Source organism: Burkholderia sp. 567, assembly GCF_040545115.1.
Classification (GTDB): domain Bacteria; phylum Pseudomonadota; class Gammaproteobacteria; order Burkholderiales; family Burkholderiaceae; genus Burkholderia; species Burkholderia ambifaria.
The window spans coordinates 49,894-67,890 of the sequence record NZ_JBEPLG010000005.1 but is presented as its reverse complement, the minus strand read 5'-3'; the positions used below and the strand labels follow the sequence as shown (position 1 = coordinate 67,890).

General features: G+C 62.6%; 17 protein-coding genes and 1 pseudogene. 14 read left to right on the top strand and 4 right to left on the bottom strand.

What is annotated here, in order from left to right; translation table 11 throughout:
* Positions 1-74: 74 nt before the first annotated feature.
* The 5 genes from proX (ABIC50_RS16165) to proX (ABIC50_RS16145) all read left to right on the top strand — a co-directional run bounded on the left by proX (ABIC50_RS16165) (position 75) and on the right by proX (ABIC50_RS16145) (position 3,746).
* A complete protein-coding gene (gene proX / locus ABIC50_RS16165) occupies positions 75-1,103 on the top strand; it encodes a glycine betaine/L-proline ABC transporter substrate-binding protein ProX (RefSeq protein ID WP_354165393.1) in 1,029 nt (342 codons plus the stop codon).
* 67 nt (positions 1,104-1,170) lie between these two features.
* Positions 1,171-1,560: a carboxymuconolactone decarboxylase family protein gene (locus ABIC50_RS16160; RefSeq protein WP_126225794.1), complete on the top strand. Its 390-nt coding sequence runs from the start codon at positions 1,171-1,173 to the stop codon at positions 1,558-1,560.
* A gap of 148 nt (positions 1,561-1,708) precedes the next feature.
* The gene (locus ABIC50_RS16155; RefSeq protein WP_471685703.1) at positions 1,709-1,921 is read left to right on the top strand and encodes a hypothetical protein; all 213 of its coding nucleotides are present in this window, start codon (positions 1,709-1,711) and stop codon (positions 1,919-1,921) included.
* Positions 1,922-2,071: 150 nt separating this feature from the next.
* Positions 2,072-2,599: an Lrp/AsnC family transcriptional regulator gene (locus ABIC50_RS16150; protein WP_354165390.1), complete on the top strand. Its 528-nt coding sequence runs from the start codon at positions 2,072-2,074 to the stop codon at positions 2,597-2,599.
* Between the two features lie 118 nt (positions 2,600-2,717).
* A complete protein-coding gene (gene proX, locus ABIC50_RS16145; RefSeq protein WP_011659298.1) occupies positions 2,718-3,746 on the top strand; it encodes a glycine betaine/L-proline ABC transporter substrate-binding protein ProX in 1,029 nt (342 codons plus the stop codon).
* Positions 3,747-4,013: 267 nt separating this feature from the next.
* Here the strand turns inward: proX (ABIC50_RS16145) and ABIC50_RS16140 are convergent, their stop codons facing one another.
* From ABIC50_RS16140 to ABIC50_RS16125, 4 genes and pseudogenes are all read right to left on the bottom strand, one after another.
* Positions 4,014-4,382, bottom strand: coding sequence for an antibiotic biosynthesis monooxygenase family protein (locus ABIC50_RS16140; protein ID WP_126225791.1), 369 nt, complete (start codon positions 4,380-4,382; stop codon positions 4,014-4,016).
* Positions 4,383-4,398: 16 nt separating this feature from the next.
* On the bottom strand, positions 4,399-5,166 hold the full coding sequence (locus tag ABIC50_RS16135) for a nuclear transport factor 2 family protein (protein ID WP_175790462.1): 768 nt from the start codon (positions 5,164-5,166) through the stop codon (positions 4,399-4,401).
* A gap of 121 nt (positions 5,167-5,287) precedes the next feature.
* Positions 5,288-5,509: pseudogene (locus ABIC50_RS16130) on the bottom strand (carboxymuconolactone decarboxylase family protein); the annotation flags it as partial.
* A 7-nt stretch (positions 5,510-5,516) separates the two neighbouring features.
* Positions 5,517-6,248: a GntR family transcriptional regulator gene (locus ABIC50_RS16125; protein ID WP_175734762.1), complete on the bottom strand. Its 732-nt coding sequence runs from the start codon at positions 6,246-6,248 to the stop codon at positions 5,517-5,519.
* Between the two features lie 166 nt (positions 6,249-6,414).
* On the opposite strand from ABIC50_RS16125, the gene ABIC50_RS16120 reads away from it, so the two are divergent.
* The 9 genes from ABIC50_RS16120 to gcvA all read left to right on the top strand — a co-directional run bounded on the left by ABIC50_RS16120 (position 6,415) and on the right by gcvA (position 17,799).
* Positions 6,415-6,840: a GlcG/HbpS family heme-binding protein gene (locus ABIC50_RS16120; RefSeq protein WP_011659294.1), complete on the top strand. Its 426-nt coding sequence runs from the start codon at positions 6,415-6,417 to the stop codon at positions 6,838-6,840.
* Positions 6,833-7,888 carry an amidohydrolase family protein gene (locus ABIC50_RS16115; protein WP_354165388.1) on the top strand — a complete coding sequence of 352 codons (1,056 nt, stop codon included), beginning with the start codon at positions 6,833-6,835 and terminating at the stop codon, positions 7,886-7,888. Before ABIC50_RS16120 ends, ABIC50_RS16115 begins: the two co-directional genes overlap by 8 nt.
* Positions 7,885-8,820 (top strand): VOC family protein, encoded by a 936-nt coding sequence (locus ABIC50_RS16110; protein ID WP_354165386.1) that lies wholly within the window; start codon positions 7,885-7,887, stop codon positions 8,818-8,820. Before ABIC50_RS16115 ends, ABIC50_RS16110 begins: the two co-directional genes overlap by 4 nt.
* The gene (locus tag ABIC50_RS16105) at positions 8,817-9,692 is read left to right on the top strand and encodes a fumarylacetoacetate hydrolase family protein (RefSeq protein WP_354165383.1); all 876 of its coding nucleotides are present in this window, start codon (positions 8,817-8,819) and stop codon (positions 9,690-9,692) included. Before ABIC50_RS16110 ends, ABIC50_RS16105 begins: the two co-directional genes overlap by 4 nt.
* Positions 9,693-9,697: 5 nt before the next feature.
* Positions 9,698-11,260 (top strand): bifunctional 3-(3-hydroxy-phenyl)propionate/3-hydroxycinnamic acid hydroxylase MhpA, encoded by a 1,563-nt coding sequence (gene mhpA, locus ABIC50_RS16100; protein WP_354165381.1) that lies wholly within the window; start codon positions 9,698-9,700, stop codon positions 11,258-11,260.
* A 32-nt stretch (positions 11,261-11,292) separates the two neighbouring features.
* Positions 11,293-12,786, top strand: coding sequence for an MFS transporter (locus ABIC50_RS16095; protein ID WP_354165379.1), 1,494 nt, complete (start codon positions 11,293-11,295; stop codon positions 12,784-12,786).
* 235 nt (positions 12,787-13,021) lie between these two features.
* A complete protein-coding gene (locus ABIC50_RS16090) occupies positions 13,022-14,623 on the top strand; it encodes a porin (protein WP_354165376.1) in 1,602 nt (533 codons plus the stop codon).
* A 212-nt stretch (positions 14,624-14,835) separates the two neighbouring features.
* Positions 14,836-16,707 (top strand): glycoside hydrolase family 3 protein, encoded by a 1,872-nt coding sequence (locus tag ABIC50_RS16085; RefSeq protein ID WP_354165374.1) that lies wholly within the window; start codon positions 14,836-14,838, stop codon positions 16,705-16,707.
* Between the two features lie 186 nt (positions 16,708-16,893).
* Complete coding sequence (gene gcvA / locus ABIC50_RS16080) at positions 16,894-17,799, top strand: transcriptional regulator GcvA (RefSeq protein WP_011659285.1); 906 nt, start codon at positions 16,894-16,896, stop codon at positions 17,797-17,799.
* Positions 17,800-17,997 lie beyond the last annotated feature (198 nt).

Genomic DNA, 17,997 nt, shown 5'->3' with positions numbered 1-17,997 from the left:
GCCGACATGGCGCCGGATCGATTTCCAGCAAGCATCGTCCCTGGACGATCGTATCCACACGCAGGAGTAGCTCGATGAAAAGGTTGGCGGCAGCATGCGGCGCGGCAGCGCTCGCGGCGGTGATGATGGCAGGCGTGCCGGCGTTCGCGCAGAACATGCCGGGCAAGGGCAAGACGATCCGGTATTCGCAGGGAGACAGTTTCGGTGGCAACTACGTCGCCACGCAGATCGTGATGGCGGCGATGAAGCGGCTCGGCTACGAGGTCAAGCTGACGACCATGAACACCACCTTGTTCTTCCAGGCGGTGGCGCAGGGCGACGAGGACCTCGCCACCGACGTGAACTTCCCGCAGCGGGAGCTGGCGTTTCGCGCGGTGGAGAAGGATGCGCAGATCGTCGGCAGTGGCATGATCGTGGGCGGCGGCATCAACGGCTACCTGATCGACAAGAAGACCGCCGACGCCTACAAGATCACCAATCTCGCGCAGCTCAAGGATCCGAAGCTGGCTGCCCTGTTCGGCTCGGACGGCAAGGCGCAGCTGATCAGCTGCGATCCGGGCTGGAGTTGCGGCGACGTGGTCGATTACCAGCTCAAGAAGTTCGGCCTGCAGGAAACGGTGCGCGCAGTGCGTGGCAAGTACGAGGCGCTGATGGTCGATACGGTGGCGCGCATCAAGCAGGGCAAGCCGGCCTTCTTCTACGCCTGGAGCCCCTCCTGGACGGTCAGCAGCCTGGTGCCGGGCAAGGACGTGGTCTGGCTGCCGACGCCGGCGGCGGCCTTGCCGCCCAATATGACCAATAGCGGCTCGCCGCTGGTGAGGGGCGTGAAGGGTTGCGCTGGCGACGCGGACCCTTGCCGTATGGCGATGGCCTCGTGGAACTGGGGCGCCGTCGGCAACCGCGGCTTCATCGCGGCCAATCCGGCGATCCGCTCGCTGATCGAGCAGATCAAGTTCCCCTCGACCACCTGGTCATCCTGGGAATACGCGATCAGCAAGAACGGCGGCACCCAGGCGCTGATCACGCAGTTGGCCGGCGACTGGATGGCCGGCAACAAGGCCCAGCTCGATCAATGGATCACGGTGGCCAGCCAGGCGAAGTGAAGGATGGTATCGACCAGGCGCGCGGCGAGCCGCGCGCTTTTTTTCGTCCAATGAAAGGAGAGTGGAGATGAACGAAGACGACGCGCTGTTCCACAAGGGCTTGCCGATTCGCCGCGAGGTGCTGGGCGCCGACTATGTCGATGCCTCGCTGGCGAAGGCCGACGATTTCATGATGGCGTTTCAGCGCGCGACTACGGCCTGGGCTTGGGGATGGGCCTGGGGCGACGACACCCTGGACCGCCGCACCCGCAGCCTCATGCAGATCGCGTTGCTGACGGTGGCGGGCCATACCAACGAACTCAAGCTGCATGTGAAGGGCGCCTTGAACAACGGCGTCAGCGTCGAGGAGATCAAGGCGGCCCTGCTGCACGCGACGGCCTATTCCGGCATTCCCCACGGCCTGGGTGCCTTCAAGGCGGCGCATGAAGTGCTGGTGAGTGAGGGCGTGCTGGGCTGACGGTGCCGGGCGGACCTGGTTTTGCGTTCTTTCTGTGCGCCGCCCGACAAGCAGAAAAAACCGTAAGCCCGCTGCCACTGAACCAAAAGTTTCGAGGCGGCCGCGGGGACATAGTAATGGCCATACCGTTCCTTCTGGAGTCGATGCCATGCTTACCGGACATCCGGTCCCGATCCGCTCGCAATGCCATGTCGACGGCCGCTGGCTGTCGAGCGACAGCGGCGCGACGCTGGACGTGCGCAATCCCCCCGACCGTTCGGTGATCGGCCAGGTGCCGATACTCGATCGGGCGCAGATCATCGCGCAGGTGAGGCAGGCAGTCGACCAGGTTGCGGATCGCATCGCGGCCGGCGCCAGATAAACCCGTATGACGCGCAGGAACGGGGAAGCGCGCCGCGCCGGGCTGCTAGCAAACGATGGAGCACCGCGGTCTGCTTTCCTCGTTTCGGAGGAGGTACGGTTTTTTGACCTCCCCTAAGGTAGTTCATCCAATCGAGGATAGGGGGGGACCATGAAGGGTGAACAGGCAGGCGCCGGGGCCGGGCGGATCAAGCTCGATCGTTATGACATCGCGATCCTGCGCATCCTCTCGACCGAAGGGCGCATCACCAAATCGCGGCTCGCGCAGGAGGTGAACCTGTCGATCTCGCCGGCCTGGGAGCGCGTCAAGCGGCTCGAGGCCCAGGGCCTGATCCGCGGCTATCGCGCGGAAGTGGATTGGGCCGGCGCGTTCACCGGCAGCCGCGTGGTGGTTGAGGTGACGCTGGCTCGGCATACCGCGCAGGACATGCGTCGCTTCGAGGAGCGGGTCGCGGCGGCGCCGGAGATCGTCGAGTGTCTGGCCACCGGCGGCGGCGTCGACTACGTCATGCAGGTGCTGTCGCGCGACATCGAGCATTACCAGCAGTTCATCGACAGCTTGCTCGGCGCGCAGGTCGGCATCGAGCGTTACTTCACCTACGTGGTGACGAAGGTGGTCAAGACCAAGGTGGACGGATTGCCGTCGTGGGCATCCGACGCGAGCCTGCCGGCCCGCTGAAGCGGCTCGCGACGTAGCGAGCCGAGCGGTTCGAGGCAGGTGGAATACAACAACAAACCGGCGCGCGTGGCGTGCCGGCATGCATCACACCCTATCCAAACAGGCATGGAGATCGATCATGAATAAACTGAAACCGGCACTGGCCGCACTGGCGTGCGTCGCGACGCTCGTTACCGGAGGCGCTGCGTCGGCCGCCGACCTGCCGGGCGCCGGCAAGACCATCAACTATGCGCAGACCGACGGCCTCGGCGCCAACTACGTATCGGTGCAGATCACGACCAAGGCGCTCAAGGCGATGGGCTACGACGTCAAGCTGAAGACCATGGGCACGGTGTTGTTCTTCCAGGCCGTCGCGCAGGGGGACGTCGACCTGGAAACCGACGTCAACTTCCCGCAGAGCGACCCGAACTTTCGCGCGGTGCAGGACCGCGCGGTGCAGGTCGGCCGCGGGCAGATCGACGGGGGCGGTATCAACGGCTACCTGATCGACCGGAAGACGGCGCTCGCGCACAACATCACCAGCCTCGAGCAGATGAAGGACCCGAAGATCGCCGCGCTGTTCGGCAATGACGGCAAGGCGCAGCTGATCAGCTGCGATCCCGGCTGGAGTTGCGGCGACGTGGTGAATTATCAGCTCGACAAGTTCGGGCTCCGGCAGACCGTCAAGCCGGTCACGGGCAAGTACGAGGCGCTGATGGCCGACGTAGTGTCGCGCATCAAGGGCGGCGAGCCGGCCTTCTTCTATGCCTGGAGCCCCTCGTGGACCACCAGCGAGCTGGTGCCGGGCAAGGACGTGGTCTGGCTGCCCACGCCGGCCGACGCGCTGCCGCCGAACGTGCCGAACGCCGGCTCGGCGCTGGTGAAGGACGTGCCGGGCTGCGCGGGCGGGGCGAACCCGTGCCGGATGGCGATGGCCTCCTGGAACTACAGCGCGGTGGCCAACAAGGACTTCATCGCCGCGAATGCGCCGGTGCGCGCGCTGGTCGAGCAGATCCACTTTCCCTCGTCGACCTGGTCGAACTGGGAGCTGGCGATCAGCCAGGCGCATGGTTCGTCGGCGATCGTCACGACGCTGGCGGATCAGTGGATCGCTGCGAACAAGGCGACGTTCGATCGGTGGGTGGCGGCGGCGAGCAAGGGGCGCTGAGGGCGGCCTGGTCCTGATCTTGTGACGGCGGTCCCGGTGCCGATCCAGGCGTCGGTCTTGCACGGTATCGCCGAATTCACGTATCCGCTGCGATACGGCTGGATATACAGCGCAAGCCGTTCCTGTCAGGTCAGGTTGCTCGAAATCCTTCGCAAACGGGAGGCGTCCATATACCTATCATGAGGTGTAAAAGCCATGGATATGCCAATGAAGAAGAAACGAACGGTCGCATCCAAGGCAGCGGCCCGCGGGCCGTTGCCTGAGGAATTACTTCTGGTATCGCTTCATGCTCATCGTGGAAGCATCGATCATCGACATGAACTGGCCGGCCGCACTAGCGCGTTGAAAAGTCGCCATCGAGGCATCGGCGTCCTTCACGGATCGCCAATGGACGACCACCAACCATTCGTTGTCAGCGCCATGCGCACTCTCGCGGGAAATAAAACCCGGCTGTTTCGAGACGTGTTCACGCTCCACAGCTTTGTCGACTGATTCGAACGCGCGGATGGAGATGCCGGGCTTTAGCTTGAACGTGACAATCTCGATAACGCCGTTCGCAACTTCGTCGGCCGCAACCGGCTGGATTGCGAACGTCGTTACGAGAGCACAGCTCAATAGGAGTTTCAAAATTTTCATTTATTGCTCCGCCTCCTCAGAATTTTCCGTTTGTATTCTTCCAATCGGCCTGAGGCGGAATGCCTTCAATAGTGTCCCAGTGTTCGGCGATCTTGCCGTTCGCCACACGGAAGAGGTCGTAGAACGCGCTCGGTTTGCCTGCGAACTCCCCCTCACTGGCGACAAGCACGAAGTTACCTTCGCCGAGAACCTTGTGGACCTTTTGGTACTTCATCGTGATGCCTTTCATTGCCATGACATGCAGCGCGTCACCAAGACCGGATAGACCGTCAGCGATCTGCGGGTTGTGCTGGTGGTAGTTGTCGCCGTCGAAGTAATCCGCAAGGCGCTCCATGCGGCCGTTCACCAGAATGTCGTCGACGAATGCTGCAACCAGATTCTTGTTGACCTCCGTCTTGCCAAGGTCCTCCGGCACCGTCGGCCCGTCGATCATCGTGCGTCCGCTCGGGTTGGGCGTGTTCGGCGTTTGCTGCAGGTTGTCCCAGTGCTCGACGATCTGGCCATTCTCGAACCGGAAAATGTCGAAGCCGATCTTCGGGCCAAAGAAGTTGTAGTCGGTGTGCGTGAAAACGAAATCGCCGTCTCTGAACACTCGTATCGTGTTCACCTTCGCCGAGCCCTTTGGCAGGGCCTGCAGCACGGCGCCGAAGCCTGCAAGCCCGTCACCGACGGCAAGATTGTGCTGGATGTACTTGGCGGGGTTGATCACGGCCGCCGGTGCTGATTCACCGGTCTCAATGGACTTGAGTAGCGCGACGACTTGTGCTTTGAGATCAGAGGACATGAAAATCCTTTCGATGACAGAGTGGTTGAACCGCCAGGAATGAGCGGACCGGCTAGCCGGTTCGCCGCTTGTTCTGCTTGTCGGGCTGCGCGCGGGAGGAGCGCGAACGTGGCGCCCCCTGTCAGTCCAGCGCGCCCTCGCTCACCAGCACTTCATGCGCCGCCTTGAAGGCACCCAGGCCGTGGGGAATGCCTGAATAGGCCGTCGCGTGCAGCAAGGCTGCGTTGATCTCTTCAACGTTGACGCCGTTGTTTAGAACTCCCTAAACATGCAGCTTGAGTTCGTTGGTATGGCCCGCCACGGTCAGCAGCGCGATCTGCATCAGGCTGCGGGTGCGTCGGCCCATGTGGTCATTCGTTCCGTGGGAACAGCGCGGTATCGGTCAAAATGATTTCGGCCGTTTTCTGGTAGTGCGTCTTGAGCAACTCGATTGCCCGCAGGGAATCTCGGGCGACGACCGCGTCCAGCATGGCCTTGTGCTCTTCCTTTTCGTGTCGGTTCGGATAGATGCGCCGCACCGACAGTTGCCGGTAGCGGTAGAGCTGGTCGGCGAGCTGCTCGCAAAAGCCCATGAGCCAGCGCGACCGGCAGCCGCTGATGAGCGCCCGGTGGAACGCGCGGTGGAGCCGCTCCCACTCTGGGTTCTCCAGATACTCGGTCTCGTTGAGCGAGCGCGGCACTTTGGACAGCCGGTGATAGGCGAGCACCAGTTCTTCTTCCCACTCGGGCTGGTTGGCGGCAAATGCTTCACGCAGCGCGACTTCTTCGAGAAGGATTCGCGTTCGGGTGATCTCGCGCAGGTCGTCGGCGCTGATGTCCGTCACCGCGAAGCCGCGCTGGTCGCGCCTTTCCACCAGGCCGTCCGAGGTGAGCCGGTTGAGCGCCTCGCGAACCGGCGTCTGGCCCGCCTGGTATTGCTCGCAGAGAAATTCGATTTGCAGTTTACGGCCGGGTTCCAGCTTGCCGGCCAGCAAGTCCGTGCGCAGCCGATCGTAGAGACTGGTCGCCAGGGTGATATTGGAAGCCGTGCCGTTGGCCGCGGGGACGGTGACGGGAAACGGCTGCTCGCTCGGTCGGGACACGGTGACCTCTATGTTGGGATTGTGCGGGAAAGTATATCCGATAGTGGCGCACACCGTAAGAGTTGGTGAAATATAGGTGATTTCCCTTGTTTGTGTATAAAAACGATAAAACAACGGAAAAATATATATAATCCGCTCCATCAGAGTTCGGAGGGAGCGGCAAACCATGGACCGTTTGACCCTGGCGCAAGCCAGCCAGATCGTGGGCGTCGCGCTCGAGGCGGCGCGCGAGCACGGCTTCAAGCCGATGGCCGTGGTGGTCCTCGACGAGGCGGGACACCTCAAGGCGGCGCAGCGCGAAGACGGGGCGTCGATGTCCCGCGTCGACATCGCGCAGGGCAAGGCGTGGGCGTCGGCCAGCATGGGCGTCTCGAGTCGCGCGCTGCTGGCGCGGGCGAAGGACAACCCGACTTTCTTCAACGCGCTGTCGGCCATGAATGCCGGCAAATTCATTCCGCAGACGGGTGCCGTCGTGATCCGCAACGAGGCGGGCGACGTGCTCGGCGCGGTCGGCGCTTCCGGCGGAACGGGCGACGAGGACGAGATGATCTGCATCGCCGGCGTGACGGCGGCGGGACTTCAGCATGGATGAGGCAACGCGCGGGCATGCCGCCCATTCCTGCTGCGCGGGGCACGGCATCGACGTGCACACCCACGTCGTGCCGGCGGACTTCCCGCGCTATGCGGGGGCGCACGCGCCCTTGTCGTGGCCGTTGATGGCACCGGCTCACGCGTGCCACCGCCACGTGATGATCGATGGTGCCGTTTATCGCACGGTGTCCGACCAATGTTGGGACATCGGCAAGCGCATCGACGACATGACGGCGCAGCAGGTCGGCATTCAGGCGCTTTCGCCGATGCCCGAGCTGCTTTCGTATTGGATGCCGGTGGCCGATGCCGCCGTTCTGCTGCGCTATATCAACGATGAAATCGGCGGGATGGTCTCCCAAAGCGGTGGTTGCATGATCGGTCTGGGCGCCGTGCCGCTGCAGGACATCGATGCCGCGATCGCCGAGCTATCCAGACTGATGGCCGTGCCGGAGTTCGCCGGCGTCGAGGTGGGCAGCAACGTCAACGGCGTACCGATCGGCGATCCGCGCTTCGATCCGTTCTTCGAGGCGGCGGAAGCGCTCGGGGCCGCGATCTTCGTCCATGCACTGAAGCCTGCGGGCACGGAGCGGCTCGTAGGGCCGAAGCCCTTGTTGCAGGCGCTTGGCTATCCGACCGACGTGGGTCTTGCGGCGGCCTCTGTCATCTGCACGAACCTGATCGTGCGCCGGCCGCGCCTGCGCATCGCGTTCAGCCACGGCGGCGGCACGCTTGCGTCGCTGCTGCCGCGTCTCGAGCAGGCGCATTCGGTGTTCGCGCCGCTCGGCGAGGCGATCGTGGAATCGCCTTCTGCGCAGGCGCGGCGTCTCTATTACGACGCGCTCGTCTTCGATCACGCCACGCTCGCGCACCTCGTGTCGCGTTTCGGCGAGACGCAGATCATGCTCGGCACCGACTATCCGTTTGCGTTCCGCGACAAGGACCCGGTCGGCCGGATTTTGAGCGCCGGCCTGGAACCCTCCGCGCAAGTACGCCTTATTCATCAGAATGCCGAAACGTTCCTCGGCATGCGTTCAAGGAGCTTTGCATGAAGCAACCGCTTGTCACCGCCTTGCGCGGCATCGCGATCGGCGTTCCCGATCTCGCGCTGGCCGAGCAGTTCTATACGGAAACGTGGCGCCTCGCGGTGGTCGCGCGCACCGCCGATGCCGTCTATCTGCGCGGCACCGGCGCGGCGCACCATATTCTGGCGTTGCATCGAAGCGAGCAGCCCGACGTGCGCTCGGTCGACTTCAGCGTTGCCTCGATCGATGCGCTGCATGCGCTGGCGCAGGTGATTCCCGAGCACGGCGGCGCGATCGTCAGCAGCCCCGACGCGACCGGCGAGCCGGGCGGCGGCACGCAGCTCGTCGCTCGCGATCCGCAGGGGCGCATCCTGCGCTTCATCACGGGGGACGACCGCCATGCCGATACCGCCGAGGTCGAGGACCGTCCGGTCAAGATCACGCACGTGGTGCTCAACAGCGCCGACGTCGCCGTGGCACAGCGCTTCTTCGAGGACGCGCTCGGCTTCAAGCTGTCCGACCGGACCAGGATCATGGCGTTCATGCGCTGCAGCAGCGACCACCACAGCATCGCGCTCGCAGACGCCACCGAGAACACGCTCAACCACATCGCGTTCCTGATGCCCGATCTCGATTCGGTCATGCGCGGCGGCGGCCGGATGAACGACGCCGGCTATCCGATCGAATGGGGCGTGGGCCGGCACGGTCCCGGCAACAACGTCTTCGCGTATTTCCTCGGGCCGTTCGATTTCGTGATCGAGTACACGGCGGAAGTCCAGCAGGTCGACGACACCTATCGCACCGGCGGTCCCGCCGACTGGACTTGGCCGCCTGGCCGCATCGACCAGTGGGGCGTGGGCCGTGCGCCGTCGCCTCGGCTCAAGGAAGCGCAAAAGAGGATTTTCTTTCACGGCGAGGCAGGCCGTCACTACTCATCCGATCCAGGGAGTCTCAATTGAAACTGATCACGTTTAAACAGAACGGCGACACGCGGCTTGGCGTACTCGACGGCAGCGACGTCATCGACCTGAACCGCGCGGACCCGGCTGTCCCGGCCGACTTGCGCGCGGCGCTCGAGGCGGGCGTGGATGTCGTCGCGGCGGCGCGCAACGCGGCCACCCGTGCTGACGTGGGCAATCGCATTCCGTTGTCCGAAGTGGAGTTGGCGCCGGTGGTGCCGAAGCCCGGCAAGATCGTCTGCCTGGGCCACAATTTCTACGACCACGCCAAGGAAGGCGGCAACCTGAAGCCCGTCTATCCGCTGATCTTCTTCCGCGGCGCGACCTCGCTGATCGCGCATGGCGATCCCGTGATTCGTCCGTTCGTGTCCGAAAAGCTCGACTATGAAGCCGAATTGGTCGTCGTGATCGGCAAGCCAGGCCGCCACGTGAAGCGCGAAAACGCGCTCGACCACGTGTTCGGCTACGCCTGCTTCAACGACGTCTCGGTGCGCGACTATCAGAAGCGCACGGCGCAATGGACCATCGGCAAGAACTTCGACGGCACCGGCGCATTCGGCCCCTGGCTCGTGACGTCCGACGAATTGCCGCCGGGCGCCGCGGGCCTGAAGCTCGAATTGCGCCTGAACGGCGAGGCGATGCAGCGCGCGAATACGGCCGACATGATCTGGAGCGTTGCCGAGACGATCGAGCTCTTGACCGAGTGCCTCACGCTCGAGCCCGGCGACGTGGTGGTGATGGGCACGCCCGCGGGCGTCGGCTTCGCGCGCACGCCGCCGGTGTGGATGAAGGCCGGCGATCGCGTGGAAGTGGATATCGAAGGCATCGGCGTGCTGTCGAACGTCGTGCAGGACGAGGCTGCGGCGCAGTGAAAGCGATGACCGACGATTTCGACGTTCTCATTTCCGGCTTCGGCCCTGCGGGCGCGGTGGCGGCCAACCTGCTCGGCAAGCTTGGCATCCGCACGCTGTGCTTCGACAAGGCGCGCACGGTGTACGACAAGCCGCGCGCAATCGCGCTCGATCACGAGATCATGCGGATCTTCCAGGATCTTGGTCTGGCAGAGCGCATCGCGTCCCATATTGCGGCGTTCCCGCCGTCGGAGTACTACGGCGTCGACGGCGACTTGATCAAGCGCATCGATACTGTTCCGCAGCCTTATCCACTCGGCTACACGCCGACGATGGTCTTCACGCAGCCGCCCGTCGAAGCGGCGCTGCGCGAGCAGGCGGCGACCTACGATTGCATCGAGGTCGCGCTCGGCACCGAGCTCGTCGATTTCGAGGACGACGGTGAGCGTGTGCGGGCACAGCTTCGCTCGGATATCGGCGAGACGAGGACGGTGACCGGCCGCTATCTGATCGCGTGCGACGGCGCGTCGAGCTTCGTGCGCACGCGTCTCGGCATCGCGCTCGACGATCTGATCTTCGACGAGCCCTGGGTCGTCGTCGACATGCGCGTCAACGAGCGAGGCCTCGCGAAGCTGCCGAAGGTGGCGATCCAGTATTGCGAACCTGCGCGTCCCTGCACGTACATCGTCGGTCCTGGCTCGCATCGCCGCTGGGAAATCATGTTGTCGCCCGATGAAGATCCGCGCGAAATGCAGCGGGAAGAGAAGGTGTGGGAGCTGCTGTCGCGCTGGCTCACGCCCGACGACGGCGAGCTCTGGCGCGCGGCGAGCTATCGCTTTCATGCGCTCGTCGCGGCGCAGTGGCGGCGCGGGCGGGTGTTCATCGCGGGCGATGCGGCGCATCAGCAGCCGCCGTTCATCGGCCAGGGGATGTGTCAGGGCGTGCGCGACGTCGTCAACCTGACATGGAAGCTCGAGCGCGTGCTGCACGGCGGGTCGTCCGATGCGCTGCTCGATAGCTACGAGGTCGAGCGCAAGGCCCATGTGCGCTGCCTCACGACGCGCATCAAGGACATCGGCCGCGTGATCTGCGAACGTGATGTCGAGGCGGCGCGCGAGCGTGATGCGCGCTTGCTGCGCGAGGCGGGCGGCGTTGTGAAGACGGTCACGCGCCAGGAAATCGTGCCGCCGCTGCAGGCGGGGCTGCTCGCCGAAGACGACAATCCGGTCGGCGGGACGCTGTTTCCGCAGCCGCTTGTCGATGCGCAAGGCGGTGCGGCGCAACTGCTCGATGTCGTGGTGGGCGGGGGCTGGCGCATCGTCGCGTCGGAGGCGGGCGTGCTCGGCGCGTCGGCGCTGGCGGCAGCGCGGGAAATTCCGGCGACGGTCATACAGGTGGGCCCGGCAGGCGGCGAGGCCTCGGCTGGCGTGCTCGCCGTCACCGAATGCGAGGGCGTGCTGGCCCGTTGGTTCGTTACGCACAGCTGCAAGGCGGCGATCGTGCGCCCCGACCACTACGTGTGGGGCGTGGCCGCCGACGCAGCCGAACTCGAGCGGCAGCTCTCGACGCTCGCAATAGCACTGCGCTAGCACGCCGGCAAAACGATCGCGGAACCGGTGCCGTGCGCGGCGCCGGACCGTCATACCGGAAAAAGCAGTATCGGCCGGGACCACGTCCGGCACCCGTTCGAGAAGACGAGGAGACATCAGTGGCAATCACCATCAACGCACGCGAGGAAATCGCGCACGCCCGCATCGGCGCGTTTCATCTCCGGTTCGCGGCGCTCATCACCATCATCATGTTTTTCGACGGCTACGACCTGTTCAACGCCGCTTATGTGATCCCGCTCGTGCGCAAGAGCTGGCAGCCGTCGCCCAACATGATCGGCATCATGCTGTCGAGCGGCATCGTCGGGCTTTCGATTGGATCGGTCGTGCAGGGGCTGCTCTCGGATCGCTTTGGCCGCCGCCGCACGATGCTGCTGGCGCTCTGGATGCTCACCGGCGCAAGCGCCTTGCTCGCCACCGTGGTTCATACGCCGACGATGTTCGCGCTGCTGCGGCTTGTCATGGGTGTCGCGCTCGGCATGGTCACGCCGCTCGCGCTCACCTGCATCAACGAATGGGCGCCGGCGAAGCAGGCGAACCTGTTCGCAACCTGGGTGTTTCAGCTCGGGTTCTCCGCCGGCGGCATCTTTGCGGGCATCGCCGGGCTTTGGCTCACGCCGAGCTTCGGCTGGCAGTCGCTCTACTTCATCGGCGCGCTGTCGTTCGTTGTCGCGATCGTGGCAGGCTTCTGGCTGCCCGAGTCGATCCAGTACCTGATGCTGCGCAAGCGTCATGAGCCGGTGCGCAAGCTGCTGGCGACGCTGCGTCCCGAGCGGGCGGACGTGTACCGCGACGCTGCATTCGCACCGATGCACAAGCCGGCGAAGATCGGGTCTGTCGCTGAGCTGCTGGCGCCGATCTATCGCCGCAACACGCTGGTTCACTGGATCACCGGCTTTCTGAGCCTCTTTTGCATCCACGGCCTGACGGGCTGGCTGCCGACGCTGGTGATCGCACATGGTGAAGGCGTGTCGTCGGCGTTCGCCTACGGGGCCATGGTCATGGTGGCATCCGTGTTCGGCGGGATCGGCATGGGCTGGCTCGCGGACCGGCTGCGCAGCCGCATCCGGGCGATGGTCGTCGGCTATGTGTTCGCGGCGGTGTCGATGGGCGCCATCGGTCTCGCCATCGGACATCTGTGGCTGCCGCCGTTCATCATCGCCGCCGGCTTCTTCGTCTTCGGCGCGCAAGGCGTGCTGAACAACTACCAGGCCATGAGCTACCGGACGGAGGTGCGCGGCACCGGGATGGGCGTGGCCGTCGGCCTGAATCGCGTCGGCGGGATCATGGGGCCGATCATTGTCGGCGCGGTTGCTTCGGTCACGTCGTCGTCAGGCTATACGTTCGGGCTTTTCGCGATCGCGCTGGCGCTGGCCGCCGCCGTGATCTCGCTCGGCCAGCGCGAAATTGCCGCGATTTCGGCCGGTACATCAGCGCCCAATGCACCGCCCACGCGCGACGAGGGTGACGCGGGTTCGCTCCCTGATCCGGGAAGGGCTTCGCACTGACTTCAGGATGAGGCTCAATCAGAGAGCCAGGGAGCTTGTGCCTACTGTCTCGGTTTGGAAGGTGAGGTAACCGCTGCCGATCGACGGTTTTTCTCTGACGTAAAGCTTCTATAGGAAGGGAGGATAGCCGTTTGGAGACTTCAAAGATAGAAGCATACCTTTGCGAATTTTATAGTTAGCAATACTGATTGTAATTGAATTCATATTTCATTAAATAACGACATGGGCGGAGATCATGAGTGAGCAGAAAAGAAGTCGTCGTTCGAGGATAGGAACCGACAATCTGATTCCGGTGGGCGCGATAGCGCTGAGTATTGCGACTGGACCCGCGTGGGCTGGTGGCAACGAGGAATTGATGGAACTTGTCCGGAAGCAAAATGCGCAAATCGAACAATTACAGGCGGAAATGCGCGATCTACGCATGCAGGTCAACCAGCAAATGCCCGCATCGCGTTCCGCATTGACCGATTCGATGGCGTCGACGAGTACTGACTCCCCTGAATCCAGGAACTCGTCGCGCAAGGCCGAAGCCATCGCGCGCCGCAAAGCCGATACGGCTCCAGGAGCGGAGGTCGCTAGCGTGACACCGTCGGGCGCACTCGACACGATCGCGCCTCCGGCACTCTATTCAGGCATGATCCCTGATTTGACACTCGGCCGCGTAGTCACGCGGTTGCGCGGTGACGTGGTTGTCGAGGGGGGATACGTAAGCCAGGCTAACGACTCTCATCTCAACTCGAGTGCGGTACGGGAGCGCTTCAGATTTATCGTCAACCCTGAAGTGCAGGCTAACGGCGGATTCAGTTATGGCGGTCTCGTTCGTTACGTTGTCGCGAAGGGCGATCAGAGCGTCAACGCACCAGACCGCACGTTTCTATACGCGCGAGGACCCTATGGTGATTTCAGCGCTGGCGTTCGCAATGGCTATGGCGACGAGAGCTACTTTCCGTTCGCGCTCGATTACTTGCCTACCGGCCGCTTCGACACTGCGCTCGGCTTCATGGTACCCAACGGCGGCACGACCGGAGGAGCACAAGGCGTAGATGCGATCAATGGCCGGTACCAGGGTGCGGACATCGGCGGCGGTGTAATGGGGGCACTGATGGGTACGAGCGTCGTTTGGCCTGCGCTTGCGGTTGACAACAATGCGAGCAAGGTGATGTACATGTCGCCCCGCTTCGCAGGGTTCCGCTTCGGCTTCGATTGGACGCCCCGGAACGACGCGTACGACATTAGTACCAATCGGCTCAATTACACGACGTCTACCGCGCTCACCGGGGCTGGTTATGACGCAGTTTTCCGCAATCTGATTGAAGTCGGTTTCGACTACGATCAGAAATTCGGTGACGTGAGACTGTTGGGTAACTTCGTTTATATGACTGGCAAGTCCGTTCCAACGGCGACGACCGTGGGCGGCACGTTCTACGATCTCAGGGCCTATCAGGCCGCATTCCGCGTCGAGTACGGCGGCTTTGCAATCGGACCGTCCGTGCTCTATCTGGGTAAGAGCGCCCAGCAAAAGCATGGCACGGCAAGCTCCCCGATCTATAACGCGAATACCTACAACTATTCGCTCGAAGCTCAGTACCGCTTTGGTCGGTGGGTCGTAGGCGGCGCATATCGCTACGGACAGGATCCGGGACAAATGACACTCCCCGGTGCACGGACGTTGCGCGTGTACGAACTGGGTGCGGCATACACGCTGTGGAAAGGCATGCAGTTGCAGATGACATATGACCATTTTGTTGCGCACAGCGACAAGGCAACGACCGCGACGTCCGGCAGCCCGAGCGATCGTGGTGACGTTATCACTGCACGTGCCGTCTTCCGCTTCTAACTGAACTCGATCTACGTACACAGGTGATCTATATCACCTGTGCGCAGGTCGCGTTGGCTCTTAAGGACTCGAACGTGCATATTCCTAACATTCGTTTTCCCGCAAGGTTCGTCGTGTGCGCGTGCGCAATCGCAGCCGCCGCTTGCACGACGCCTCCAAGCGGTTCAACGAGGCAGCCTTTCATAGGCGCTCGCTCCGATTCACTGATTCATGTGGACGGCCTGGTCTTCAAAGATCTCGCACATGATGGAGTTTTGCATCCGTACGGAGACTGGAGACTGAGTGCCGAGACGCGCGCACGCGATCTGACCGCGCGGATGACACTTGAGGAAAAGGCCGGGACCATGATGCATGGTACCGCTCCGTCATTGGGTCACGCTCCGGTTCCGGGTGCCGGGGATCGTTGGGATTTCGATCGACTCGGAAACCTGATTGAACGCTCACATGTCAATTCTTTCATCACGCGCCTGAGCGGGAATCCCGCTGATCTCGCGAGGGAGTACAACGAGGCGCAGGCGATCGCCGAACATTCGCGCCTTGGTATTCCACTTACGATCAGTTCGGACCCGCGCAATGGATTCGACTACCAGGCTGGGGCAAGCGTCGCAGCGGGTCGCTTCTCTCAGTGGCCCGATCCCCCAGGCTTTGCCGCGATCGGCGATGCTGGCCTGGTGCGACAGTTTGCGGATATCGCTCGGCAGGAGTACGGCGCTATCGGAATTCGCATGGCGCTGTCTCCCCAGGCGGACCTCGCGACCGAGCCGCGGTGGGGACGCATCAAGGGTACGTTCGGCGAGGATCCAGAAATGGCCCGGCGGCTGGTCAATGCGTACATTCTTGGCTTCCAGGGTGCTCACGGCATCGACGATACGAGCGTTGCGACAGTCGTCAAGCACTGGGTTGGCTATGGCGCATCTGTGAACGGCTACGACGGGCACAACCACTATGGTCGCTTCACCGATCTGTCGACTGAAACGCTCGAAAGCCACTTGACGCCATTCAAAGGCGCGTTTGACGCGGGAGTCGCTGCGGTGATGCCAACGTACAGCATGCCTCCAAAAGATCTGAATGTCCGCGGAGTAGAGGGTCCGCTGGAACAAGTCGGTGCCGGTTTTAGCCGACAGATGCTGACTGAACTGCTCCGAGGTCGTTTTGGATTCGGCGGCATCATCCTGACCGATTGGGGAATCGTCGACGACTGCGACGAGGTTTGCCTGCATGGAGCCGCTCCAGGCAAAAAGGCCACGCCAGCCGACATCGCGATGCCGTGGGGCGTTGAGAATCTGCCGAAAGCCGAGCGCTTTTTGAAGGCGCTGAATGCGGGTGTCAATCAGTTCGGCGGAATCGACGACCCGACGCCGATCGTTGAGCTTGTGAAGTCAGGACGACTGTCCGAAACTCGTCTGGATGCCTCGGTGACTCGAATTCTCGAGCTGAAATTCAAGCTTGGGCTTTTCGAGAATCCCTACGTCGATCCGGAGCGGGCTTCGAGAGTGGTGGGCAATGCCGCCTTTGCGGAAAAAGCAAAGGAGACTCAGGCTCGTTCGCTCGTACTGCTCGAGAACAAGGGAAATTTCTTGCCCTTGCGCCCGTCTGCACAGCGAGTGTTCCTGTACCACGTCGACGCTGACGCCGCTCGCCGAGCCGGCTTTAAACCGGTGGACAAGCTAGAAGACGCCGATCTGGCGATCTTGCGCGTGACGACGCCATTCGAGCGCCCGCATGCCAACTATTTCTTCGGCGCACGCTACAACGAAGGCGATCTCGCGTTTGGCGAAAGCAATCCCGACTATGCCGCCATTGAAGCGGTAAGCCGACGTGTGCCGACAATCGTGACGGTCTACCTCGATCGCCCAGCGATTCTTGCCAACGTACGCTCTAAAGCGACCGCTCTGATCGGTAACTTTGGAGTCGGTGACGCTGCGTTGTTCGACGTTCTCACGGGAAAGCTTAGCCCCGCAGGCAAATTGCCTTTCGAACTGCCCTCGTCAATGGCCGAGGTGGCGCGTCAGCGCCCAGACGTGCCGCACGACACGGCACATCCTCTTTATCCGATTGGCTTTGGTCTTGTCTATGAGAGATAGTCGAGGATCAACCGGAGTGCGGTCGATATGGATTGCCGATCCCTCATATGATGTCGCGCTGGCGAGTAACTTGTCGTTGTCTCTCGACATCCGCCGCGGCGCCCCGCGCCCGATTCTGATCGCATCGGTGCAATAGAATGCCGGTATTCTCGTTTGCCCACCCGATCTATTGCAACGATTCGCACGATGAAACGACTTCCACCGCTCAATTGGCTACGTGCATTCGAATCGTCAGCCCGGCACCTGAGTTTCACGCACGCGGCGACCGAGTTGAATCTGACCCAGGCCGCAATCAGCCAGCAGGTGAAAGGACTTGAATCCCAGCTCGGTACGGCGTTATTCAAGCGCCTGCCGCGCGGCATCGAGTTGACCGAGGCCGGACTCGCCTACCTGCCAGTCGTGCATGAAGCGATAGAGCGGCTTGCTGCCGCCACCGACGAGATTTTTGGGCAAGGGCATCTGAAGGTGCTGACGGTGCGAGTGAGCCTGGTGTTTTTCACGCATTGGCTCGCATGGCGCATACCGGACTTTCGCAAACGGTATCCGAACGTCAATCTACGCATTACGAGCAATATCTGGGGAGGCGATAGCAGCGTGACTGATGTCGAAGCCGATCTGGAGATCCGCTACGGGCACGGGAAATGGACGGGGCTGCGTGCTGAGCGACTGACCTGGGACACGCTGCTGCCGGTCTGTGCTCCCGGGTTGCTGTCTCCCAAAGCGCCTCTTTCGGTGCCGAAGGACCTAGCGCATTACGAACTGCTCCATGTGCTCGGCTACGAGGAAGGCTGGGGATACTGGCTCAAAAAGGCGGGTGCATCGAAGGTCGATTCGTCGAAGGGGATGCAATTCGACACGCTGATTTCGGCCCTGAAGGCGGCTGAACTCGGTCAGGGCGTTGCGCTTGCAAGGTCGTCCCTCGTCGAGCACATGTTGATTTCCGGCCAGTTGATTGCGCCACTGAAACCACGCCTTCCAACCAGCGAGGCGTTCTACCTCGTCTATTCCCCGCACAGTATCGTTAACCCTCATGCGGCTGCGTTCGTCGAATGGCTCAGTGCACAGGTTCAGGGGGCCCACGCGAAATTCTGATCTCGCATGTGGTTTGCGTATGCGAGTCGGCTTGCCGGGATGCGATCTCTGACCGGCCCATCATTTGCTCGAGTCATAAAAAAAACGTACCCATCCTCGTTTTTTTTATTGCTTTACCCACCACGGCTTCTCACCGAAAGTTGCTTCCATCCCGTTTGACCGTCATCCAACCGCGACTCGACGCGGCCGGCCGGCGGT